The organism is Streptomyces tardus (genome assembly GCF_018101125.2).
GTDB lineage: Bacteria > Actinomycetota > Actinomycetes > Streptomycetales > Streptomycetaceae > Streptomyces > Streptomyces tardus.
The window spans coordinates 1818785-1840796 of sequence record NZ_JAELVF020000001.1; the positions used below are offsets into that span (position 1 = coordinate 1818785).

General features: G+C 71.7%; 20 protein-coding genes and 3 pseudogenes. 15 read left to right on the forward strand and 8 right to left on the reverse strand.

Annotated elements, in window-relative coordinates; all coding sequences use genetic code 11:
- A partial coding sequence (locus tag JGS22_RS07830; RefSeq protein ID WP_216814884.1) for a SpoIIE family protein phosphatase occupies positions 1-2112 on the forward strand: 2112 nt, incomplete at its 5' end.
- Between the two features lie 74 nt (positions 2113-2186).
- Here JGS22_RS07830 and JGS22_RS07835 read toward each other — a convergent pair.
- Entirely contained in the window at positions 2187-3143 is a 957-nt protein-coding gene (locus JGS22_RS07835; protein WP_211042876.1) for a pirin family protein, read from the reverse strand.
- A gap of 301 nt (positions 3144-3444) precedes the next feature.
- Here JGS22_RS07835 and JGS22_RS07840 point away from each other — a divergent pair, with 301 nt between their 5' ends.
- The 3 genes from JGS22_RS07840 (at position 3445) to JGS22_RS07850 (ending at position 4255) form a co-directional block, all read left to right on the forward strand.
- On the forward strand, positions 3445-3642 hold the full coding sequence (locus JGS22_RS07840) for a DUF6199 family natural product biosynthesis protein (RefSeq protein ID WP_211042874.1): 198 nt from the start codon (positions 3445-3447) through the stop codon (positions 3640-3642).
- A gap of 46 nt (positions 3643-3688) precedes the next feature.
- Positions 3689-3898 (forward strand): hypothetical protein, encoded by a 210-nt coding sequence (locus JGS22_RS07845; RefSeq protein ID WP_211042872.1) that lies wholly within the window; start codon positions 3689-3691, stop codon positions 3896-3898.
- Between the two features lie 147 nt (positions 3899-4045).
- The gene (locus tag JGS22_RS07850) at positions 4046-4255 is read left to right on the forward strand and encodes a DUF6199 family natural product biosynthesis protein (protein WP_211042870.1); all 210 of its coding nucleotides are present in this window, start codon (positions 4046-4048) and stop codon (positions 4253-4255) included.
- A 28-nt stretch (positions 4256-4283) separates the two neighbouring features.
- On the opposite strand, the gene JGS22_RS07855 is transcribed toward JGS22_RS07850, so the two are convergent.
- Positions 4284-4877 (reverse strand): SseB family protein, encoded by a 594-nt coding sequence (locus tag JGS22_RS07855; protein WP_236073078.1) that lies wholly within the window; start codon positions 4875-4877, stop codon positions 4284-4286.
- A gap of 211 nt (positions 4878-5088) precedes the next feature.
- Between JGS22_RS07855 and JGS22_RS07860 the strand changes: the two genes are divergently transcribed.
- The 3 genes and pseudogenes from JGS22_RS07860 to JGS22_RS26135 form a co-directional block, all read left to right on the forward strand.
- A complete protein-coding gene (locus JGS22_RS07860; protein ID WP_211042880.1) occupies positions 5089-6915 on the forward strand; it encodes an acyl-CoA dehydrogenase in 1827 nt (608 codons plus the stop codon).
- Positions 6916-7146: 231 nt separating this feature from the next.
- On the forward strand, positions 7147-7764 hold the full coding sequence (locus tag JGS22_RS07865; RefSeq protein WP_211043873.1) for a TOPRIM nucleotidyl transferase/hydrolase domain-containing protein: 618 nt from the start codon (positions 7147-7149) through the stop codon (positions 7762-7764).
- A 93-nt stretch (positions 7765-7857) separates the two neighbouring features.
- Positions 7858-7989, forward strand: a pseudogene (locus tag JGS22_RS26135) (ATP-dependent endonuclease); the annotation flags it as partial.
- On the opposite strand, the pseudogene JGS22_RS07870 reads toward JGS22_RS26135, so the two are convergent.
- Positions 7969-8274, reverse strand: a pseudogene (locus tag JGS22_RS07870) (M18 family aminopeptidase); the annotation flags it as partial. The pseudogenes JGS22_RS26135 and JGS22_RS07870 sit on opposite strands and share 21 nt — an antisense overlap.
- 66 nt (positions 8275-8340) lie before the next feature.
- Here JGS22_RS07870 and JGS22_RS07875 point away from each other — a divergent pair.
- Together JGS22_RS07875 and JGS22_RS07880 are read left to right on the forward strand one after the other, a co-directional pair.
- The gene (locus tag JGS22_RS07875; protein ID WP_216814885.1) at positions 8341-9639 is read left to right on the forward strand and encodes a M18 family aminopeptidase; all 1299 of its coding nucleotides are present in this window, start codon (positions 8341-8343) and stop codon (positions 9637-9639) included.
- A gap of 541 nt (positions 9640-10180) precedes the next feature.
- Positions 10181-10324 carry a hypothetical protein gene (locus JGS22_RS07880; protein ID WP_211039381.1) on the forward strand — a complete coding sequence of 48 codons (144 nt, stop codon included), beginning with the start codon at positions 10181-10183 and terminating at the stop codon, positions 10322-10324.
- Between the two features lie 317 nt (positions 10325-10641).
- Here JGS22_RS07880 and JGS22_RS07885 read toward each other — a convergent pair whose 3' ends face one another.
- Entirely contained in the window at positions 10642-11853 is a 1212-nt protein-coding gene (locus JGS22_RS07885; RefSeq protein WP_211039380.1) for a glycosyltransferase, read from the reverse strand.
- A gap of 335 nt (positions 11854-12188) precedes the next feature.
- Between JGS22_RS07885 and JGS22_RS07890 the strand changes: the two are divergent.
- Positions 12189-12599, forward strand: a pseudogene (locus JGS22_RS07890) (SAM-dependent methyltransferase); the annotation flags it as partial.
- A gap of 122 nt (positions 12600-12721) precedes the next feature.
- On the opposite strand, the gene JGS22_RS07895 reads toward JGS22_RS07890, so the two are convergent.
- Both JGS22_RS07895 and JGS22_RS07900 read right to left on the reverse strand, forming a co-directional pair.
- Positions 12722-13804 (reverse strand): helix-turn-helix domain-containing protein, encoded by a 1083-nt coding sequence (locus JGS22_RS07895; protein WP_211039379.1) that lies wholly within the window; start codon positions 13802-13804, stop codon positions 12722-12724.
- Positions 13794-14870 (reverse strand): helix-turn-helix domain-containing protein, encoded by a 1077-nt coding sequence (locus tag JGS22_RS07900; protein WP_211039378.1) that lies wholly within the window; start codon positions 14868-14870, stop codon positions 13794-13796. Before JGS22_RS07900 ends, JGS22_RS07895 begins: the two co-directional genes overlap by 11 nt.
- Before the next feature lie 359 nt (positions 14871-15229).
- Here JGS22_RS07900 and JGS22_RS07905 point away from each other — a divergent pair, with 359 nt between their 5' ends.
- Positions 15230-15727: a peptidoglycan-binding domain-containing protein gene (locus JGS22_RS07905; RefSeq protein WP_211039377.1), complete on the forward strand. Its 498-nt coding sequence runs from the start codon at positions 15230-15232 to the stop codon at positions 15725-15727.
- A 167-nt stretch (positions 15728-15894) separates the two neighbouring features.
- Here the strand turns inward: JGS22_RS07905 and JGS22_RS07910 are convergent, their stop codons facing one another.
- Complete coding sequence (locus JGS22_RS07910) at positions 15895-16608, reverse strand: DUF998 domain-containing protein (RefSeq protein WP_211039376.1); 714 nt, start codon at positions 16606-16608, stop codon at positions 15895-15897.
- A 527-nt stretch (positions 16609-17135) separates the two neighbouring features.
- Between JGS22_RS07910 and JGS22_RS07915 the strand changes: the two genes are divergently transcribed.
- From JGS22_RS07915 to JGS22_RS07930, 4 genes are read left to right on the forward strand one after another with little or no spacing between them, the layout of a single operon-like run.
- Positions 17136-17330, forward strand: a complete 195-nt coding sequence (locus tag JGS22_RS07915; protein WP_211039375.1) for a hypothetical protein — start codon at positions 17136-17138, stop codon at positions 17328-17330.
- Positions 17331-17388: 58 nt separating this feature from the next.
- Complete coding sequence (locus JGS22_RS07920) at positions 17389-18135, forward strand: ATP-binding cassette domain-containing protein (RefSeq protein ID WP_211039374.1); 747 nt, start codon at positions 17389-17391, stop codon at positions 18133-18135.
- The gene (locus JGS22_RS07925) at positions 18132-19394 is read left to right on the forward strand and encodes a DUF7224 domain-containing protein (RefSeq protein ID WP_211039373.1); all 1263 of its coding nucleotides are present in this window, start codon (positions 18132-18134) and stop codon (positions 19392-19394) included. Before JGS22_RS07920 ends, JGS22_RS07925 begins: the two co-directional genes overlap by 4 nt.
- Positions 19391-20014, forward strand: a complete 624-nt coding sequence (locus JGS22_RS07930) for a hypothetical protein (protein WP_211039372.1) — start codon at positions 19391-19393, stop codon at positions 20012-20014. The genes JGS22_RS07925 and JGS22_RS07930 overlap by 4 nt, the downstream gene beginning before the upstream one ends.
- A gap of 77 nt (positions 20015-20091) precedes the next feature.
- Here the strand turns inward: JGS22_RS07930 and JGS22_RS07935 are convergent, their stop codons facing one another.
- A complete protein-coding gene (locus tag JGS22_RS07935; protein WP_211039371.1) occupies positions 20092-21957 on the reverse strand; it encodes an NHL domain-containing thioredoxin family protein in 1866 nt (621 codons plus the stop codon).
- Between the last annotated feature and the right edge of the window lie 55 nt (positions 21958-22012).

The window sequence follows — 22012 nt, forward strand, 5'->3', positions numbered from 1 at the left end:
GTCGAGTCCACGCTTCGCTCCTGCTTCCACGTCGTCGACTTCGTCGAGCTCAGCGGGATCGTCACGCTCGCGCTGGCCGAGGGGCAGATCGCCGAGGCGATGCTGCGGGTGGTGGACTCCAGCGGCGCGGTGCGGCGCACGGTGCGCGCCCGCATCCGCCCGTACGGCGAGGAGACGGCCTCCTCGCCGTCGGCTCCGGCGCCCTCCGGCCTGATCGGCACCCTCTCCCAGGTGCCAGACCCCTCGCAGGGCCAGACGCAGATCACCGGCGACTGGCGGCGCTCCCGGGAGGCATTCCTGCTGGACGCGGGCCGGGCGCTGGCCGAGGCGCGGTCCACCAACGAGGTCCTCCGGGTGGCGGCCGGGCTCTCGATGCCCGGCTTCACCCCCTCGGGACTGGCGGTGTTCGGGGTCGACGGCGACCGGCTGACCCTCGTCGGACTGCACGGCCACGGCCACGGGCCCGATCTGCCGATCACCGAGATCCCGCTCGACACCGCCTATCCGGCCGCCGATGTGGTGCGCAACGGGCGGGCGGTCTATCTGAGCAGCCCGGAGGACTACCAGCGCCGCTACCCGCTGACCTGGCCGTTGGCCAAGGCGTTCGGGCGCCGGGCCTGGGCGTTCCTGCCGCTGGTGGTGGCGGGGCACACCACCGGGGCGTGGATGGCGTCGTTCGAGCATCCGACCCCCTTCTCGCCGGACGAGCGTGCGGTGCTCACCACGGTGGCGCGGATGCTCGCGCAGGCGCTGTCCCGGGCCTATCTGCACGAGAGCGAACGGGAGTTCACCGACGGTCTGCAACGCACCATGCGACCGACCCGGCACCCCGACGTCAAGAACATGACGGTCGCCGGCCGGTACGTGCCGACCGGCGGCGGCCTGCAAGTGGGCGGCGACTGGTACGACGTCATCCCGCTCCCCTCGGGCCGGACCGCACTGGTCATCGGCGACGTGCAGGGCCACGACGTACGGGCGGCCGGGGTGATGTCCCAGCTGCGGATCGCGCTGCGGGCGTACGCCGCCGAGGGGCACCGGCCGGAGGCGGTGCTGGCCCGGGCCTCCCGCTTCCTGGCCGGGATGGCCTCCCCGGTCGAGCAGGGGCCGGAGGACGAACCCGCCGACGAGCGGTTCGCGACCTGCCTCTACATCGAGGCCGACCCGCTGCTCGGCACCCTGGACATCGCTCGCGCGGGCCATCTCGACCCGGCTGTACGGCTGCCCGACGGCACGCTGCTGGTGCGGCCGACCGCTGGCGGGCTGCCGCTCGGCATCGCGTCGGGCGGTGACCGCCACTCGCCGGGCAACGGCGACTACCCCACGACCCGGCTGGTGCTCGAACCGGGCGAGACGCTGATGCTGTGCACCGACGGTCTGGTGGAGACCGGCGGGCACGATGTGGAGACCGGCTGGTCCCGCATCCGCGAGGTGTTCCGCGCGCAGGCCGCCGAGGGGTCCGGGCACGACGTCGGCCCGCCCGATCTGGAGGGCTTGGCCGACGCCCTCGTACAGGCCGTGCACGGCCCGACCTCGCACCACAACCGGGGCCCGCTCGCCGACCGCAGGGAGGACGACATCGCCCTGCTGCTGGTGCGCCGGGACGACGGCCGGGCCACCCCGCTCAGCGCGCGCCGTACGGTCCTCACCGTCTCCCAGGCGGACGCGGCGCGGGTCGCCGCGGCCCGGCACCAGCTCCAGGAGATGCTCTATGACTGGGCCGCCGGAGCCCACGACTCCCCCGGCGAGAGCGAGTTGATGCCCGGGGTGGAGGGCGCCGCGGATTCGGTGGGCGCCGCCGCGGCGAACGCCGTGGACGGGGCGGTGCTGATGCTCTCGGAGATGCTCACCAACGTCCTCGTGCACACCGACGGCGACGCGCTGATGGTCGCCGAGGTCACCGGGGAGCCGGGTACCCGGGTGCTGCGGGTGGAGGTCTCCGACCAGAGCGACGAGCTGCCGCACCGCCGCGATCCGGGCGAACTGGCGTCCTCCGGGCGGGGGTTGGTGTTGATGGACCTGCTCGCCGGCTCCTGGGGCGTCGATCCGCGCGGCGAGGGGAAGGTCATCTGGTTCGAGATGCGGGAGGACTCCCGGACACCGGTCTGGGAATGACCGGCACCCGGGAGCCCGGAGTGCCTCGCGCGGCGCCGCCGGGCGTGCGCGCCGCCGACGGGTACGCGCCGCTGTCAGGCGCGGGTCGGCGGGATGCGGCCGAGTCGGCCGGCCTGGAAGTCCTCGAAGGCCTGCTGGAGTTCGGCACGGCTGTTCATGACGAACGGGCCGTAGTGGGCGACCGGTTCACGGATCGGCCTGCCGCCGAGCAGGACGATCTCCAGGGCCTCCGTACGGGAGTCCTGGGTCGCGTCGGCGTGGAAGGTGAGGCTGTCGCCGTCGCCGAACACCGCCGTCCGGCCCGACTCGATCGGACGCCGGTCACGGCCGACGCCGCCGGTGCCGGCGAGCACGTAGGCGAGCCCGTTGAAGTCGGAACGCCAGGGCAGCGTGACCTCGGCGCCCGGGCTCACGGTCGCGTGGACCATGCTGATCGGGGTGTGGGTGATTCCCGGCCCCTGGTGCCCGTCCAGCTCGCCGGCGATCACGCGCAGGAGCGCGCCTCCGTCCGGGGTGCTGAGCAGCTTGACCTCGCCGCCGCCGATGTCCTGGTAGCGGGGGCTCGTCATCTTGTCGGCGGCCGGGAGGTTGACCCAGAGCTGGAGGCCGTGGAACAGGCCGCCGGAGACGACCAGTTCCTCGGGCGGCGCCTCGATGTGCAGCAGCCCGGAACCGGCGGTCATCCACTGGGTGTCACCGCCGTTGATCGTCCCGCCGCCGCCCTCGGAGTCCTGGTGCACGAAGGTGCCGTCGATGAGGTAGGTGACGGTCTCGAAGCCGCGGTGCGGGTGCCAGGGCGTGCCCTTGGGCTCACCCGGCGCGTACTCCACCTCGCCCATCTGGTCCATCATGATGAACGGGTCCAGATAGCGGTTCTTGATCCCGGCGAACGCACGGCGAACCGGGAAACCCTCGCCCTCGAAGCCTCCCGGCGCGGTCGTCACCGTGAGCACGGGCCGATCGGTCACGTCTCCCACGGGTGCTGCGACGCGGGGCAGGGCGAGCGGGTTGGGTGCGGTGATGGCGGGCATGTCTTCGCCTCCTTGGCTGCGGATTCCAGCTTAGTTGAAAACTGAACAACTGCAAGCCGTACATCCATTCCCCGACCGCCCGCGCCGCGAGCCGCGCCCCCGAGCCGCGCGCACCGGGAGAGAGCCCGGTGCCGCGGGTTCGAGCGAGGAGCCCGGAGAGGCGCGCCGTCCACCGGTCGACTACCGTCTGCTCCGAACGCAGCGCGGAGAGCGGGCAGTTCAGGCGCAGCCGGAGCAGTCGGCGCTCCCCGGGGGCCGAGCGCCCGCACATCTGCGCACCGGAACGAGATCAGGGGGACACATGGAGGGACTGCTCACTCTCATCGGCATCATCGCCCTCGTCATGGCGATACTGCCGCGGGGTGCGATCGTGGCGATGAAGACCTGGCAGTTCAGCGACAAGGACGCCAACGAGCCGTCCGACGCCGCCATCGTGTTTCACCGCATCGGCTGCCTCATCGGCGCCGTCGCCCTGTTTTTCGCCCTTGCCCAGGTGTGACCCGTACACACCCGCCACAGATCCACCGAACCGACAGGGGAGACACATGCTCGCGGTCATCTTCTTCGTGATGGCCGGGCTGATGCTGGCCACGGCGGCACTGCCGCACGACAGGCTGTGGGCCCTGCGCTCCTGGCAGTACCGGGACCCCGAGGCACACCGCCCCTCGCCGGCCGCCTTCCGCAGCCAGAAGAACCTCTGCCTGCTGGCCGGCCTGATCTGCGTCGGACTGGGGATCTACTCCCTCTTCAACTGAGCCCGAAACAGCCACAGTTGACAGTGCGCGACGGAACCATCACCCAGCAACCAGCGTCCACTCACACCGCGGGACGAACATCCGGGACGCCCCGCGCTGCACCCCAGCGCCGCACGACCACGAACCGGACTTCAACAAGGGGGAAAAATGCTGGCGATCGTATTCTTCGGCCTGGCCGTGCTCTTGTTCAGCCTGGCAGCACGCCCGGCGGAGAAGATCGCACAGACGCTCACCTGGCAGTACCGGAACCGGGAGGCCAACGAGCCCTCGGACGCCGCGATCCTGGCGAACCGGACCCAGTTGGCGATAGGCGGCATCGGCGCGACCGTGGCAGGGGTGGTGAGCCTGCTCCGCTAGCGCACTGCGCGCGCAACCCGCCGGATCGTCAGCCGTACATCCGGTGCATGGCGAAGTCGACCATCTCCGTCACGGCCTTGGCGTCGAAGACGACGCGGTGGTCGCCCTCTATGTCGAGGACGAAGCCGTAGCCCGAGGGCAGCAGGTCGAGCACCTCGGCGCCGGTGATGACGAAGTACCGCGACTCCTTGCCCGCGTACGCCCGCAGCTCCTTGAGCGTGCTGAACATCGGGATCACCGGCTGCTGGGTGCTGTGCAGCGCCAGGAAGCCCGGGGTGTCGCCCCGCGGACAGTAGACGCGGGAGTTGTGGAAGATGCCCTGGAAGTCCTCCGGCGACATGGTGCCGGTGGCGAAGGCGCGCACGCCCTCACCGAGAGAGGGCGGCGACGGCTCGGGGTAGAGCGGCTGCTGCTGACCGTAGCCGGACGGGTCGGGCGGGGCCTGGTGCTGGCCGTGCTGCCCGTGCTGCCCGTGCTGTCCGTGCGGCTGGTGCGGCACGTACTGACCGTGCTGCGCGTGCTGCGCTTGTTGCGCTTGTTGCGCGTGCGACCCGTGTGGCGCGTGCTGCCCGTGGCCCCCGGAGTGGTGGCCCGCGCTCGCGGTCTGGTCGTAGCCGTACATGCGCCCCAGGTTACGCGGCGCGGGGTGCCCGAGGGGCGGGAGGAGGGCGATCGACCGCGTTACCAGAGGTAACAAACCGAAAACGAGCCAGCTCCGTCACACTGACGGCGTTTGGGGTTGCTTCTTATTACCGACGGGTAGCACTATGGGCGCTACTACCTGGTACGCATCGGAGGAGCACTCCCTCCCCGTCATTACGGAGCCTGTCGCCATGGGCCACTACAAGTCGAATCTTCGGGACATCGAGTTCAACCTGTTCGAGGTCCTCGGTCGCGAGTCGGTGTACGGCACAGGGCCGTTCGCGGAGATGGACGTCGAGACCGCCAAGAGCGTGCTCTCCGAGATCGCCCGCCTCTCCGAGAACGAGCTGGCCGCCTCCTTCGAGGACGCCGACCGCAACCCGCCGGTCTTCGACCCCGAGACCAACACCGCCCCGGTACCCGCCTCGTTCAGGAAGAGCTACCAGGCGTTCATGGACGCCGAGTGGTGGCGCCTGGGCATCCCGGAGGAGATCGGCGGCACCGCCTCGCCGCGCTCCCTGCTCTGGGGCTTCGCCGAGACCATCCTGGGCGCCAACCCCGCGATCTGGATGTACTCCTCCGGCCCGGCCTTCGCCGGCATCGTCTTCGACGAGGGCACCGAGGAGCAGCAGAAGTGGGCCAAGCTCATGGTGGACAAGCAGTGGGGCTCCACCATGGTGCTGACCGAGCCGGACGCCGGTTCCGACGTCGGCGCCGGCCGCACCAAGGCCGTTCAGCAGGCCGACGGCTCCTGGCACATCGAGGGCGTCAAGCGCTTCATCACCTCGGGCGAGCACGACATGTCCGAGAACATCGTCCACTACGTGCTCGCCCGCCCCGAGGGCCACGGCCCGGGCACCAAGGGCCTGTCGCTGTTCATCGTCCCGAAGTACGAGTTCGACTTCGAGACCGGTGAGCTGGGCGAGCGCAACGGCGTCTACGCCACCAACGTCGAGCACAAGATGGGCCTGAAGGCCTCCAACACCTGCGAGATGACCTTCGGCGACCGCCACCCGGCCAAGGGCTGGCTGCTCGGCGAGAAGCACGACGGCATCCGCCAGATGTTCAAGATCATCGAGTTCGCCCGGATGATGGTCGGCACAAAGGCCATCGCCACCCTCTCCACCGGCTACCTCAACGCGCTGGAGTACGCCAAGGAGCGCGTCCAGGGCGCCGACCTGGCCAAGTTCACCGACAAGACCGCGCCGCGCGTCAGCATCACGCACCACCCGGACGTGCGCCGCTCGCTGATGACGCAGAAGGCGTACGCCGAGGGCATGCGCGCCCTCGTCCTCTACACCGCCTCCGTCCAGGACACCATCCTGGTCAAGGAGCACGCGGGCGAGGACGCCTCCGCCGAGGAGCGGCTGAACGACCTGCTGCTGCCGATCGTCAAGGGCTACGGCTCGGAGCGCTCCTACGAGCAGCTGGCCCAGTCCCTCCAGACCTTCGGCGGCTCCGGGTACCTCCAGGAGTACCCGATCGAGCAGTACATCCGGGACGCCAAGATCGACACCCTCTACGAGGGCACAACGGCGATCCAGGGCCAGGACTTCTTCTTCCGCAAGGTCGTCCGCGACCAGGGCCAGGCGCTGACCGCGCTGTCCGAGGAGATCAAGAAGTTCCTCGCCGAGGCCAGGGGCGGCGAGGAACTGGCCCCGGCGCGCGAGCAGTTGGCGAAGTCGGCGGTGGACCTGGAGGCGATCGTCGGCACCATGCTGACCGACCTCGCGGCCACCGAGAAGGACGTCAAGTCCATCTACAAGGTCGGTCTGAACACGACCCGCTTCCTGCTCGCCTCCGGCGACGTCGTCATCGCCTACCTGCTGCTGCGCGGTGCCGCCGTGGCGGCCGAGAAGCTGGCCGGCGCCTCCGCCAAGGACAAGGCGTTCTACCAGGGCAAGATCGCGGCTGCGAAGTTCTTCGTGACCAACGTCCTGCCGAACGTCGCCGTCCAGCGTGAGCTGGCCGAGGGCATCGACCTGTCGGTCATGGAGCTGGACGAGGCCGCGTTCTGATCGGTCCGACACCGGCCGGTTCGCGCGGGCGCTGAGGCGCGGGCGCGACGGCCGAGCGGTACACGCAAGGGTCAGGGGCCCGCTTCCCGGTCGGGGGAGGCGGGCCCCTGACGCGTTCCGGTACGGGCTTCGGCCGGCTCGGGACGGCGGGGCGAGTGCGTGGGCGGGGCGCGCGGGCGGGGCGCGCGTTAATCGCTGTCTGTCGCGGGCGGCTTGGCACAGACTCGGTGCATGGCTGACATGGGTGCGTTCCGGCGGGCTGTCGCGGTGTGGGCGGCCGGTGGCCCGGGAGAAGAGGCCGGTGAACTGGCCGCGCGGCTGCCGGTTGACGGCGCGGTGCTGCTGGAGGGCCCCAGCGACGTCGCCGCGGTGGAGGCGCTGGCCTCCCGACGCGGACGGGACCCGGCCGACGAAGGGGTCTGCGTGCTGTCGATGGGCGGGGCGATGAGCGTCGGCAAATACACCTCGCTGCTCGGTCCGCCCGGACTCGGGCTGCGGCTCACCGGTCTGTGCGACGAGCGGGAGCGCGACTTCTACGCCCGCGGCTGGGAGCGGGCCGGCGTGGTCGGCCAGGAGTTCTTCGTCTGCGCCGCCGACCTGGAGGACGAGTTGATCCGGGCGCTGGGCGTCGAGCGCGTACGCGAACTGGTCGAGGAGCAGGGCGATCTGCGGGCGCTGGACACCTTCGTCCGCCAGCCGGCCCAGCGCGGGCGGTCGGCGGGGCAGCAGCTGCGACGGTTCCTCGGCACGAAGAAGGGACGCAAGATCCACTACGGCCGGGTTCTCGTGGAGGCGCTGTCCCCGGACGAAGTGCCCGACCCGCTGGACGCACTGCTGGCCGCTCTCTGAGCCGGACGACGCGCGGCCCGGTCGGCGGGGCAGCAGCTGCGACGGTTCCTCGGCACGAAGAAGGGACGCAAGATCCACTACGGCCGGGTTCTCGTGGAGGCGCTGGCCTCCCGACGCGGACGGGACCCGGCCGACGAAGGGGTCTGCGTGCTGTCGATGGGCGGGGCGATGAGCGTCGGCAAATACACCTCGCTGCTCGGTCCGCCCGGACTCGGGCTGCGGCTTGACCCGCAGGTTGGGGGAGTCGGTGTGCGCGCCGACGATACGGAACGGGGTCGTCGGCGACGCCCCCTCGGGCACGTACCAGGCGATCAGCGCGCCGCCGCGCAGCACGTACCTGCCGCCGGCCGCCGCGTCCCACTCGTCCGTCTCGGCGACCTGGCTGAACCCCGCCTTCTCCAGCCGCTCGGCGGCGTTCGCCACCGCGTGGTACGGCGTCGGAGAAGCCGCGAGGTAACCCATGAGGTCATCGGTGAGGCCACGGTCGAAGCGTGGGGCTGAAGGCTGCATGAGGACCAGCATACGAACGTCCGCTCGTGCCGTACGGCACGAGCGGACGTTCGTATGCTGGTCCTCATGCAGCCTTCAGCCCCACGCTTCGACCGTGGCCTCACCGATGACCTCATGGGTTACCTCGCGGCTTCTCCGACGCCGTACCACGCGGTGGCGAACGCCGCCGAGCGGCTGGAGAAGGCGGGGTTCAGCCAGGTCGCCGAGACGGACGAGTGGGACGCGGCGGCCGGCGGCAGGTACGTGCTGCGCGGCGGCGCGCTGATCGCCTGGTACGTGCCCGAGGGGGCGTCGCCGACGACCCCGTTCCGTATCGTCGGCGCGCACACCGACTCCCCCAACCTGCGGGTCAAGCCGCAGCCGGACACCGGATCCTTCGGCTGGCGGCAGTTGGCGACCGAGCTGTACGGCGGGGCGCTCCTCAACACCTGGCTCGACCGCGATCTCGGCCTCGCCGGCCGGTTGACGCTGCGGGACGGCTCCACCCGGCTGGTGAACGTCGACCGGCCGCTGCTGCGCGTGCCGCAGCTCGCGATCCACCTCGACCGGCAGGTGAACGACGGGCTGAAGCTGGACCGGCAGCGCCACATGACCCCGATCTGGGGCCTGGGGGACGCTGCCGAGGGCGATCTGATGGCCTTCCTCGCCGACGAACTCGGCCTGGACGCGGCCGAGATCACCGGCTGGGACCTGATGCCGCACCCCGTGGAGCCGCCCGCCTACCTCGGTCGCGACCAGGAGCTGTTCGCCGGCCCCCGGTTGGACAACCTGCTGTCGGTGCACGCCGGTACGGCCGCGCTCGCCGACGCCGTGCAGTCCGGCGCGGAGCTGAGCGCGATCCCCGTCCTCGCCGCCTTCGACCACGAGGAGACCGGCAGCCAGTCCGACACCGGTGCCGACGGCCCGCTGCTCGGCAACGTGCTGGAACGTTCGGTCTTCGCGCGCGGCGGGAGCTACGAGGACCGGGCCCGCGCGTACGCCGCGACGGTCTGCCTCTCCTCCGACACCGGCCACGCCGTCCACCCCAACTACGCCGAGCGGCACGACCCCACGCACCACCCGATGCCCAACGGCGGCCCGATCCTCAAGGTCAACGTCAACCAGCGGTACGCCACCGACGGCGGCGGCCGGGCCGTCTTCGCCCGCGCCTGCGAGGCGGCCGGGGTGCCGTGGCAGAACTTCGTCTCCAACAACGCCATGCCGTGCGGAACGACCATCGGTCCGATCACGGCGGCGCGGCACGGCATCACGACCGTGGACATCGGCGTGGCGATCCTCTCGATGCACTCCTCGCGCGAGCTGGCCGGCTCGGACGACCCGCATCTGCTGGCCGGTGCGCTCGCCGCGTTCCTGCGCGACGTCTGAGTCCAACCGCGGTGCGCGGCGGGCGAGTCGGCGGCGTACGGGGTGAACTGCCGCTGTGCGCGGGGCTGTTGGCGTGGCGGCGGCTCGGCTCGGCTCGGCTGTCGACGTGGCCGGCGGCGAACTCCGGGCGGGTGGGCCTCCGTTGAGGACGTCCGGAGTACGTGGCTCCACTCGCTGTCGACAGCTCGGCATCCGGCCATGACAGTTCTGTGAAGATCGCCGACCACAGTGGTCGCAACGGGGGAAGAGGGGTTCGCCGGAAACGGCGAGCCCCTCTTTCATTGCGTCCGCGCCCCTCGCGGCGGGCGCCCGGACGGGACGCCTCGCAGCGCTCGCCGGGCCCCCGGACGGCACCCGCGCGGCACCCACGCGAGATCCGCGCCACGGCCGCTCCGGCACCCGCGGCGAGTGTGGAGACCTCCGGGGGGAGAGAACAGAGAAACAGTCAACTCTTCCCGGGTGCACGGGCGTCTACACCAGCGATCGGGTCGGAACAGTCGATACGGACCGCGAGGAGACTCGTGGAGCAAGGGGGGACGTCATGAGCGATGCGGAAAGCACGCGGAGCAGAAAGCGGCGGTTCGCCCGGCGCGCAGCCGCGGTGATCGTGGTCACGGCCGCGGTGGCCCTCGCGACCAGCCTCGGTTCGGCCTTCAGCCACGGCTACCGCCACGGCCGCCCGTAGGCCGACACCCGCCAGAACCGCCGCCACCGCCGCCCGCCCGCCGGACGCAGACGTAACGGTCCGGGCGGGGAGGGCAGTCCGGGCGCAGGACGGCCCGTGAGCAGGCCCGGGTGCAGGGCGGTTGGCCGACCGACCGAGCAGCCGGGCAGCGGACGGGGCGGTTGGCCGACCGACCGAGCAGCCGGGCAGCGGACGGCCATACGCACCGGCCCGGGCAGGCTCCCGACAGGCGGGACAGGCACCGAACGAGCGAGCCAGGGGCCGTACGCCCGCGAGCCGGGAGCCGCGGCGACGGGCCGGCCCGGGGGTGCGGCAGATCAGCCGGCCGTCGCCAGCAGCGCGGCGGCTGCGCGCTCGGCGCCGTCGGTGCGGATACGAGGCGCCAACTCCCGCGCGCGCAGGCGGGTTTCCGCGCTGAGCGCGTGGTCGAGCGCGGCCGAGAGCGAGGCGGCGGAGGGCACCGGACCGTCGTGCGCGACGCCCGCACCGAGGTCGGTGACCCGCTTCGCCCAGTAGGGCTGGTCGGCGGCCTGGGCCACGACGACCTGGGGTGCACCTGCCCGCGCGGCGGCAGTGGTGGTGCCGGCACCACCGTGGTGCACCACCGCGGCGACCCGGGGGAAGAGCCGCTGGTGGTTGACCTCGCCGATGACCAGGCAGTCATCCCCCGTCTCCAGCGCCGACAGATCGGCCCATCCGCGGGAGAGGACGAGGCGGCGGCCCTGTGCGCGCACCGCCTCCGCGACCGCTCGACCCGCGTCCTTCGCTTCGTGCAGCGGCATGCTGCCGAAGCCGACGTACACCGGCGGCTCACCCGCGTCCAGGAACGCCAACAGCTCGTCGGGCAGCGCGCGTTCGTCCGCCGTCAGCCACGCGCCGATCTGTACGACGTCCAGGTGCGGAGCGCCCTGCCAGGGGTCGAGTACCGGGTCGGTGGCGAGCCACGGGCGGCCGCCGACGACGTACTCGGCCACCCCGGCCACCGGGGGCAGGCCGACGGTTGCCCGGTTGCTGTTGAGCGCGTCGCCGAAGAGTTCGTCGCAGACGCGGGCGTCCAGCTCCCACAGCTCGCGGATGCCGGTCACTTCCGGTGGGTGCGGCCTGCCCGCGTACTCCAGCGGCGGTCGCAGCAGCGAGGGGAGGGTGAGCTGCTGGAAGGTGACGGCGACCGAGGGGATGCCCAGCAGCTCCGCCACCGTCAGCGCGCCGGCCGCGGCGGGCAGCATGCCGGTGGCCACCAGTACGTCGCAGTCCCGCGCGACACCGGTCACCGACTCCAGCTGTCCGGCGATCAACTCCGCGGCGCGCTGCGGGATTTTGGAGGGTGCCGGGGTCGCGACCGTCAGCGCGTGCGCCGACGGACCGACCGGGACCAGCGGCACGCCGACCCCTTCGAGCCGCCGCGCGAAGTCCTCGTCGGGTGGAGCGCACACCCGTACCGACGCTCCGTGCTCGCGGAGCCGGACGGCGAGCCCGACCAGGGGTTCGATGTCCCCACGCGATCCATAGGTGGACAGAAGCACGCGCATACGTCAATTCCCCTATTTCTGTGTCTTCTTCGTGTGCAGGGAGATTCTGCTTCGCGAGGGGGGTCTTGCCGCAAGGCCCCCTGTCCGCTGTACGTTGAACACGGCGGGGAGCGGGCGACTGCCTGCTACTTCGTTTGCGCCGGGGCCGTGCACCGGGCGCAGGACGCAGGACGCCCCCATGGACACTTCGGACACCTCGTACGGGTCAGCCGACGCAGAGACCTCGGGCAGCACGGACGGACCGGGAAGCGCGCACGACGCGCACGGCCGCGGCGGTGGTCACGCCTCTCACCTCGGACGTCCCTCGGTGGACGACTTCGATGCGCTGGTCGAGGAGGCGGCACCCCGCCACCGTCCGGTGGAGCGAGATCGCCCGCGTGCTCGCGCCCGGCGGCACGTATCTGGCGCAGCACGTCGGGCCCGGGAGCGTCATCGAACTGGCCGAGTTCCTGCTCGGCCCGCTGCCGGAGGAGGCCCGCCGGGAAAGGCACCCGGACGGCGAGTGCGCGGCGGCACGGCAGGCCGGTCCGGAACCGGTGGACGTACGGACCGCGCGGCTGCGCACGGAGTTCCACGACCTCGGCGCGGTGGTCCGGTTCCAGCGCAAGGTGATCTGGATCGTGCCGGGCTTCACCGTCGAGGAGCGCCGGGAGAGGCTGCGCGAACTCCACCGACTCCTGCGCCCCGACGGCCCGTTCGTCGCCCACTCCACCCGGACGCTGCTCGTCGCACGCAAGCCGCGGTGAACGCGGTGGTCGGCACGGGGAGTTGTACCCCGTGCCGACCACCGCATCCCCGTGCGCGGACGGCTGCGCGGATGCCCTCACGGGCGGCTGCGCGGATGCGGATGCGGATGCGCTCCGTGCGGCTACACGGTCGGGCGGAAGCACTCGCGCTGATCCCGGCGGATCAGGCAGACGCGCACCTCGTCGAGGTTCGACTCCGTGACCGCGACCATCGGCGTCGAGACCGAGGCTGTCGTGTCGAACCGGTCGGCCACTTCGGCCAGTTGGTCCTTCTGGCCGGGTGCGCTGATCCACACCCTGTCCCCTTCGAGGCCGCGGTCGACGCGCGCCCACACCGTGTCGCAGGCGATGGACTGGCGGATCTTGACCACCGTCTCCCCTCCGAACCCGCGCTCCCCGAGATCGCCCGGCGGGATCCGGGCGTGCGAGCAGCGCGTCACCTCCGGGTCCTTGCCGGTGCAGGTGTCCTCGGCGCAACCGGTGCGGAATTCGGCCTCGGTGCCGAGCCCGCTGCCCGTGGCGCCCTGGCCCGGAGAGGCCGCCGTTCCGCCGCCACCGGCAGCGCCGTCCGTGGAGACCCTGGCCCCCTCGGCGCTCTCCCCGAGACCGTCCAGGGCGCCGGTCAGCAGCAGGCCGGCCGCGGTCAGCGCCGCCACCGCGGCCACCGCCGCACCCGCGAGCCCGAACCGGCGGTGTGCGACGGGCTGTTGGGCCACCCGGTCCTGATGGGTCACCTCGTCGAACTCCGCCGTCGGCGATACGGCCGCCGGCTTCCGTACGCGGGCCCCCTCGTACGACGATGCCGGCCCCTGCTCCCCGACCGGCGGACGCCCCCGCCCCGGGGACGGTTCGCCGGACGCGGGCAGTCGGTCGGAGACGGCCGGGCGGTCGGGCGTGGACAGTCGGTCGGGCGTGGACAGTCGGTCGGAGGAGGGCGGGCGGTCCGCGCCCGCCCGGCTGCGCCAGGCGGTCTCGGCCAGCTCCCAGTACGCGAGCGCCTTGCCCGGCCGTACCGAGGCCAGCGCGCACAGCGCCTGGACCGCCTCTCTCGGCGGCAGCGCACTGCCGGAGAGATAGCGGCCCCAGGAGGATTTGCTGTACGGCGTGCGTTCGCCGAGCGCGGCCAGGCTCAGTCCGGTTCGCTCCCGCAGCTCCCGCAGCAGCGCCGCGAGCCGCGCGTACTCCACGGGGCGGTCAGCGCTCACTGCGCAGCACCTTCCAGGTGTCGGGCCCGACCTTGCCGTCCACCGCGATCTTCGCCCGCTCCTGGAGACGTTTGACCGACCGCTCGGTGTTGTTGCCGAACGCGCCGTCGGCCGGGCCGGGCGCCATGCCGTGGTACGTCACCAGGCACTGCGCCTCCACCACCGACCAGCGGGAGGCGTCCTTCTCGATCAGCTCCTGCCGGGTGCGGCTGTAACCGGAGTACATCAGGCCGTCGTCCTCGTCCTTGCTCACCGCGCACTCGTACTCCTTGCCCGGCTCGTAGACGAACTCGCCCAGCTCCGGGTGGACCGGCCCGGTGTACGGCTTGTTCTCCGGCGCGGAGGGGCCGGGCCGGGCGTCGTCGTGCGAACTCCCCTTGTCCCAGGGCGCGATGAGCGCCAGCCCGACGAGCATCACCGCCGAGGTGGTGACGCTGGTGAGGGCGATGGCGAGCCACGGGATCGGCTGCGCGGCACGTCCGTTGCCGCGCTTCCCGGCCGGCGCCGGGCTCGCCGGGCTCTCCGCCCGGTCCCCGCCGGGGCCCGGTGCGGGGCCGGTGCGCGCCTGCGCGGCCGTCCCCGCACCGGGGTGCGCGCTCGGTTCTGTGTACGGTCCGGTCTCGCCCGAGTCGGCCGCGGGTTCGGCCCCGCCGTCCTCCGTGCCGGGCGCGTCCGGCGAACCGGCCGCCCCGGCACGGGAGTTGAGGACGACGGTGTCGCCGCCGGGCGACTGCGCGGGCTCGGTCGTGCCCGGAGCGGCGCCGGTCCCGTCCGACGCGCTCCCCTCCTCGGCCTCCGCCGCGCTGCGCGCACCCTGCGCGACGTCCCGCAGCGCGAGCAGCCTGGCCGGGTCCTCTCCGCACACTCCTGCCAGTGCCTCGATCGCCCCGACGGGCGGCAGCGTCCTGCCGTTGAGGTAGCGGTCCCAGGAGGACCGGCTGTATCCGGTTCTGGAGGCCAGCGCCGAACCGCTGAGCCCACTGTGGTCCTTGAGTTCGCGCAGACGTACGACGAGCTGCCTGGTGCGCGGATCGAGCGCGCTCGGCAGCGCCTTCCAACGGGTCATGTCCCCACCCCTAGTGTTCCGTTGTCCGGAAGCAGTTCCCCCCGCTTCCGTGTTCCGCGAAGCGCGCAGGACCGACGAAGGGCCCTGACACATCCCGCGAACGCCCCTTCCCTCCTGACAAAACCGCAGGTCAGGCCCTGGGACGCCCCAACATTGTCTCAGCGGCCCTGCCCAGCTGGCCAGACAACCGACGGCGCGGCCATCGTGAGTTGCGCACCGACCGCCGCCGGTTCAACCACCGGAAAGCGAACAGGTGTTGCCGGAAGGGCAGCTTCCGCCGAGGTGCATCAGCAACTGCGCACCCGGACGGACGGACCGCCATTCGGCACAGGGGGAACACTCACTCCGAGGAGAGCCACATGCAGAAGACGACCACCAGAATCCTCGCCGCCGCCGGCACCAGCGCGCTGGCCCTCACCAGCTTCGTCGGCGTCACCCACGCCACCGCCACGGCCGCACCGGAGCAGGGCGACCGCATCGGCCAGGTGCGCACCGTGACCGCCGAGGTCGGGGCCAAGGCCGCCGGCTACTGCACCACCAGCAAGACCTTCCGCAAGAGCGGCTACGTCTACACGCTGCCGGTCGACAGCAACGGCAACCGGGGCTGCACCATGAGCCAGGGCGCGAGCGGCAAGCATGTGACCGCGCTCCAGAACGCGTTGAAGTTCTGCTACTCGCAGAACATCGACGTGGACGGCATCTGGGGCCCCAGGACCACCGCCGCTCTGAAGAGAGCCCAGAAGCAGATGGGCGTCACCGCCGACGGCGTCTTCGGCCCGAAGACCTACGCCAAGACCAAGTGGCGGGCGATCAAGGACGACCCGAACAACCCGGTGAGCAGCTGCCGCACCTACTGAGCGGGCGACCGGGGCCCGGTGAGGGGCGCCCCGGCACGACCCGCTCAGGCTCCGCACACTCTGCGCCGCCGCGACCTCGGGGGAGTCGCGGCGGCGCAGTACGCGCAGAGGCGACGTCACGCCTTGCCGTCACGCCCTGCCGTCGGCCTGGCCGTCACGCCGTGCCATCACACCGGGCCGTCGCGCCCGCCGGCCGGATCGGCGTACGCACCGCCCCGCACACCGCCCCGCACACCGGCACGGCGCCGGCGGACGGTGAGCAGCAGCGTGCAGCCGGTCAGCAGCTCCCAGGCGGTGATCGGGTAGACGGCAAGCCGCTCCCAGACCCCGTCGGGCAGGAGATGGAACGCCGAACTGCCGCTGTCCGCAACGAACATGACCAGGCTCAGCAGCCCGAGCACGCCGAGCGCGGCACTCGCGCACCGGTACCGCCGTCCGCCGCCGAACCGTTCGGACATCCGCGCGGCCACGAGCGCCAGCACGTTGCCGCACACGATCGCCGCGCCCGCTCCGACGGCGTGCGGCAGGCTCGTCCCGTCCGCGGCCTCGCGCGGCCCGGCGTGGACCGTACCGACGAGCAGCATCCCCACCGCGTACAGCGCCCCCGGCCCGAGGAGCGGCGCACGCGGCGTGTTCCGCGCTCCCCGGAGCACCAACACCACCCCGAGCAGCAGCAATACGCCCTGCCCGACGAACGCCAGGTTCATCAGGAGAGCCGCCCGCGAGCGGAAGCCCCGGCCCTCCTCGCTCTCGTACGGAACGCCCAGATCGCTGATGTAGTGGTGCGCATAGCTGTACCCGGGAAACTGCGACGCCGCCAGCGCCTCGCACAGGACGTACCCGACAGCGGCGACGACCAGCACGACACCGGCCCACCGCAACCCGTCGGAACGCCATCCTCGAACGCCCCACCCACGTGCATCCGGGCCGTTACCTCCGCGCATCACTCCCCCGTAACCGACACTTCACGCTCATCCAGGGCTGCGATCACGGACGCCACCCAGAAGACCACAAGGACGACACAACTTCATATGTGCACACGAGCTACACACTCCAGCTACACCCCTACTCCATCACCGGTATGATCAACGCCTTCATGGCGAGTCCAACTCGAGCGCGCTACTCACGAGTTGCACGACAAGCCGACGTCCAGACACCAGGGGGTACTTCAATGGACAGCTCGAAGAGATCAATCTTGGCACGTCGGATCGGTGTAGGCGGGGCTGCGGCTGTACTCGCCGTAGCGATGGCATCGCCGGCTCAGGCAGGCCAGAGGACCACCTACCTCTCGCAGGTCCTCCCAGGCTTCGAGTCCTCGCGCTGGACAGACGACGGGGGCACGGGAGCCACTAAGATCCACTTCACGGACTGCACGGCTTCAGTGAATTTCAGCAGTACCGACGTGATCATGTGGGAAGACGTTTCGTTCCTGCCGGACAGCAACAAGGGCAAGAAGACGTTCACCGCCTGCAAGAGCGGAACGTCGAAAGGCAACTGGCCCGCCATGTCGTCGGGTGACAAGGTGTACTTCGAGATCGACGCGGTGAACAAGTCCACGGGCCAGGTCTTCCTCAACGTGAAGACGGTCAAGATCGCACACTGATGTCCTCGGTGGTGGCGGAGACGAAATCTCCGCCACCACTTTGGCGCGAGGAGCACACATGCCGCTGAGGTTCTCGTCCTGCACCTTCGGGTACCGGCGCAAGCACCCGGTGCTGCGCGATCTCGACTGCGACCTCCCCACCGGCCGTACCGTCTTCCTGGGCCCCAACGGGGCAGGAAAGAGCACGGTGTTGGGGCTGGGCGCCTCCGCGCTGCTGCCCGTCTCGGGCCGGGTGGGGTACCGGAGGATGCGGACCGACGACCGCCGGACGCTGCGCGAGTACCGCAGGCGCGTCGCCTGGATGCCGCAGCACCTGACCACCGTCCCCGGTCTCACCGCACGTGACCAGGTGGCCTACGCGGGCTGGCTGAAGGGGATGTCCCGGGCCGAGGCATGGGACGGGGCGCTGGACGCGCTGCGGCGGGTCGAGATGGACGAGTCGGCGGACCGCAGGGTCACCGAGTTGTCCGGCGGTCAGCAACGTCGGGTCGGCGTGGCCGAGGCCCTGGTCCACGGGGCCGAGGTGCTGCTCCTGGACGAGCCGACCGTCGGCATGGACCCTCGCCAACGCCAGGTCTTCCACGAGGTGTTGGGCGCGCTGCCCGCCGACGTCCACGTGGTCCTCTCCACCCACGACACAGCGGATCTCGACGAGGTGTACGACAACGTCCTTGTCCTGCAAGCCGGTTGCCTGGTCTTCGGCGGCACGGTGCGCGAGTTCCTGACCCACGCGGAGCCCGGGGCCGCGCCAGGTCGGCGCGCCAACTCCGCGTACCACTCGCTGACTTCGGGGATCGAACGGTGAACCTTTCGCGTTCGCTGAAGACCTCGCCGGTACGGTGGCTCGCCCTGCCGGTGCTCGCGGTCGCCCTCTTCTACCTCACGACCGGCATGCGTTCCCTCGAGGTCGGGTACGGCGGCTACGCCGTGTATGGCGCGACCCGGGCGCTGGCCATCACCACCGGTACGCTCGCCGCCCTTTCCGCATGGGAGGCGGGACGACTGCGGGCCGGGCAGGTGTGGCGTCGCACGTCGGCACGGGGGCGCATCACCGTCGCGTTCGGCGCGCTGCGGCCGGTGTTGCTGCTCACGGCGGTAGTGGACGTCACGGCGCTGTCCCTCGCAGCCGTGCACGCGGGTGCGGTGCCGCATTTCGCCGACCTGCCGATGATCCTGGCTCTCGGCGTGGTGCAGATCGCGTTCCTCGTTGTGGGGTTCGGTGTCGGCTGCGTCGTGCCGCGTGCGCTCGCCGCACCGTTGGTACTCATCGCCGTGACACTGTGGCTGGTCCTACCACCCACCCTGGAGACTCCCTGGGTCCGTTACCTCACCGGAGTACCGACCGATGCGCCCACTCTGACCGACACCTGGGATCCGGCAGTGCTCCTCGCGCCTCCTCTCCTCGCAGCGGGCGCCGCCCTGGCCGTCGTCGCCCTGGCCGTGGCGGGGCGCAGTCGGCTGCTGCGCGTGGGGATCGCCGCAACAGTGCTGGTGGGCGCCGCGGTGCCGGCCCAGGCCCTGGTGGCGGACGCCGGTTACGAAGCCCCCACGGTGCCGCGAACCTCGGCGCAGACCTGCTCGGGCGAAGCTCCGCGGATCTGTGTGCCGGGAGAACTCTCCGGGTCGCTGCCCACGCTCCGGGCTGCCGCCGAGCAGACACTTCCCGCACTGGCCCAGGCCGGCATCGAGACACCGACCTCGATCGAAAACGCCTCGGTCGACGCCGAGTTGGGCGAGCGGGCGTGGCGCATCCACCTGGACCCGCCGGTCACCCGGCAACGGGCGATCAACGCGATCGCCACCGCCCTGATTCCGCGAGCGCCCGAATGCACGGACCTCCCCGACGGCTTCGGTGTGCCCAGCTCGGGACCGTTGCGGATCTGGCTGTTGCGGGCCGCCGGTGTGAGTGAGGAGCGGGCGGCCAGGTCCGGCAGCGCTCAAGCTCGGCAGACGGCCGCGGAGGTGCGCACGACCTCTCGCGAGGACCAACTGCGTTGGGTACGCGGCCAGATGGAGCTGCTGAGCAGCTGCGACCCCGAGGTGCTGACCGAGGCCGCACGATGAGCCTGTGGTGGAAGGTGCGCCGCCCCTGGCTGGTGGTCTGCGCGCTGGTCGGGTTCGTGCTGCTGCTTCTGCTGGTGAAGGACCAGGTCGTCAACGTGCCCTCGATCACCCTGCTGGGCGGCGCGGGCATCAAGTTGATGAACTTCCTGCCGCTGATCCCCTGTGCGGCCCTGCTGTTCAGCCTGGAGCGGCGACTCGGGCAGGCCGAGGCCACGGCAGTCCGCCCGGTGGCCCTGCTCGATCGCGGGCTGGTGCTGGCGACCGGTGCCGCCGTGCTGGCCGTGGGTCTGCTGCTCGCGGCGACGTTCGGCATGCAGTCGTCGAACGCCGCCGCCCGCAACGTGCTCTTCCTGATCGGCGTCGCCCTGGTCGCCCGGATGTTCTTCGGCGGCCTGGTCGCCACAGCGGCGGCGGCCGTATGGCTCTTCATCACCGTCACCGCAGGGCTGAAGGCCGCACACTCACCGTACTTCTGGGCGATCCTGCTGGAGCCCGCCAACCGCCCCCACGCGGCGGCGGCCACCGTCATCGCCTTCGGCGCGGGGCTGCTGTGCATGAACCCGGGCCCCCGCCTGCGGAGCCTGCGCCACGCGCTCACCAACGCCTTACCGCGCAACTGACCCGGCCCGCCCGCGGGCACGCCCGTACGGCGGGGTGCCCGTACGGCGGGCGCACGGGCACCTCGGCGCCGCCGCCGCTACGCGGGGCCGTCGGCGGTCTCGTCCAGGCCGGCGAGGACCAGGGCGAGGCGGGCGGTGCCGGCGGCGGTCACCCGTACCGGTACGCCCCAGTCCTGCTGGTGCATGTGGCAGGCGGGGTACTCGTTCTCCGGGTCGTCGTCGCAGGAGGCGGCCATCGCCGAGACGTGGAGCACGCCCTCGGTGACGCCCTCCCCGGCACCGGCCGCGAGCCGCACCGTACGGCGCAGCTCGGTGCCCTGCCCCTCGCCGTCGGCGAGCAGTTCGGGCGGGGTGGCGGAGACCAGCAGGCGGGTCGACGGGCCGTAGCGGTCGTCCAGCTTCTGCCCGGCGGGCGGCTGGAAGACGACGTCCAACTCCACTTCGCCCGGGGCGACTTCGGTCGCCTCCCGCTGGGTGCGATGCGCGATCTCCTCGACCCGTACGGCCTCCTCCGGCAGCCGCAGCCGGGTCAACCGGTGACGGGCGGACTCGACGACCAGGATCTCGTCACCACCCGGCTCGTCGCCGTGCGCAGTGGCGATCACCGCGTCCGAGAGTTCCCTCAGGTCCGTTGCCAGCGTGGTCACTTCGCCGGAGGCCGGATCGTAGCGACGCAGCGCGTGGTTGTACGTGTCGGCGACGGCCACCGAACCGTCGGGCAGCACGGTCACGCCCAACGGGTGCTGAAACAGGGCCTGTTCGGCCGGGCCGTCGCGGTGGCCGAAGTCGAAGAGGCCCGTGCCGACGGCCGTGCGCACCCGGTACGCCTCGCCCTCCCGCTCCACCCACCGCAGCGCCGAGGTCTCGGAGTCCGCGACCCACAGCCGCTCGGCCGAGGCCGCGAGCCCGGAGGGCTGGGCGAACCACGCCTGGTCGGCGGGCCCGTCGACCAGTCCCTCGTTGGTGGTGCCGGCCGCGACCGCCACCCGGTCGGAGGCCGGGTCGTACGTCCACAGCTGGTGGACACCGGCCATCGCGATCCACAGCAGGCCGTCGAACCAGGCCACGTCCCACGGCGAGGAGAGCGGCACCTCGTGCCCCGGCCCCTGCGTCGCATCGCCCTGCCACCACTGCGCGCCCGTACCGGCGAGCGTGGTGGTCTCGCCGGTCACCGGATCGAAGGCGCGCAGCGCGTGGTTGACGGTATCCGCGACCGCGACCCGGCCGTCCGGCAGCAGCGCCATGCCCTGCGGCTCGCTGAACCGCGCCGCGCTCGGCACACCGTCGACCAGCCCGCGCTCGCCCCCGCCGATGCGCCGCAGTACGCGCTCACCGTCCGCCGCCAGCTCCACCAGCTCGTGCCGGGTGGTGTCGCTGACCAGGAAGGTGCCGCTGGGCAGCCGCAGCGCCTTGCCGGGAAAACGCAGATCGGTCGCCTCCGGCTCCGGCGGTACGTACGGGCCCTCGCCGCGCCGCAGCGTCCCCCTGGCGCCGTGCTCGGCGACCAGCTCCTCGACCAGGGCGGCGATCGCGTGCGCATGGCCCTCGCCCGCGTGCTGGGCGACCACGTACCCCTCGGGGTCGATCACCACCAGCGTCGGCCAGGCGCGGACCGCGTACTGCTTCCAGGTGGCCAGCTCGGGATCGTCCAGGACCGGGTGGTGCACCCCGTACCGCTCGACCGCGTCGAGCACCGCGCGGGGCTCGGCCTCGTGGACGAACTTGGGCGAGTGCACCCCGACGATCACCAGCGAGTCGCGGTGCGCCTCCTCCAACTCCCGCAGCTCGTCGAGGACATGGAGACAGTTCACGCAGCAGAAGGTCCAGAAGTCGAGCAGAACGACGCGACCGCGCAGCTCGGCGAGCGACAGCTCCTTGCCGCCGGTGTTGATCCAGGCTCGTCCTTGCAGCTCAGGGGCGCGCACGCGCGGTCGTCGAGTCATATGTCCAGCGTGCCACGCGTACCGCTCCAACCCGACTATCGGCGTACGCCAGCAC